This is a genomic window from Selenomonas sp. oral taxon 892 str. F0426 (assembly GCF_000468035.1).
In the GTDB taxonomy this organism is placed as follows: domain Bacteria; phylum Bacillota; class Negativicutes; order Selenomonadales; family Selenomonadaceae; genus Centipeda.
Map to the genome: position 1 here is coordinate 4,145 of NZ_KI260518.1, position 390 is coordinate 4,534.

General features: G+C 58.2%; 2 protein-coding genes. Both read left to right on the top strand.

Annotation, left to right across the window (positions count from 1 at the left end; all coding sequences use genetic code 11):
* Positions 1-195, top strand: a 195-nt coding sequence (locus tag HMPREF1992_RS00725) for an N-acetylmuramoyl-L-alanine amidase (RefSeq protein WP_037357854.1), incomplete at its 5' end; no start/stop codon positions are given.
* Between the two features lie 2 nt (positions 196-197).
* Positions 198-390 (top strand): hypothetical protein (locus HMPREF1992_RS00730; RefSeq protein ID WP_037357835.1); only part of this gene is annotated, 193 nt, incomplete at its 3' end.

The window sequence follows — 390 nt, forward strand, 5'->3', positions numbered from 1 at the left end:
GTGGATCGCGGCGTGAAGGGAGCAAAGCCCGGTGTCAACGGTCTGTACGTTTTGAGCAACACGGATGCGGTCGCTGTTCTCGTGGAACTTGCGTTTATCGACCATGCGGGCGATGCGCAGCTTCTTGGGACGCAGCAGGATGAATTTGCCCGCGCCATTGCGCGTGGGGTAACGGACTATGAAGGAGAGTGTTGAAGATGAAACTGGAACACATTCAGAATGAGCTGAAAAATCATGTGGGGGACTTTGTACGGACGGAGGCGAAGGAAGCGACCGTCCTATGGCTGCACGAGAAAGGTCTCCCGGCGGCGCGTGAGGTGTCGGCGGCATACACGGCAGCACTGAAGGAGAGCGCGGAGAAGGAGACGGGATGGTGCAGATTCCGCGACC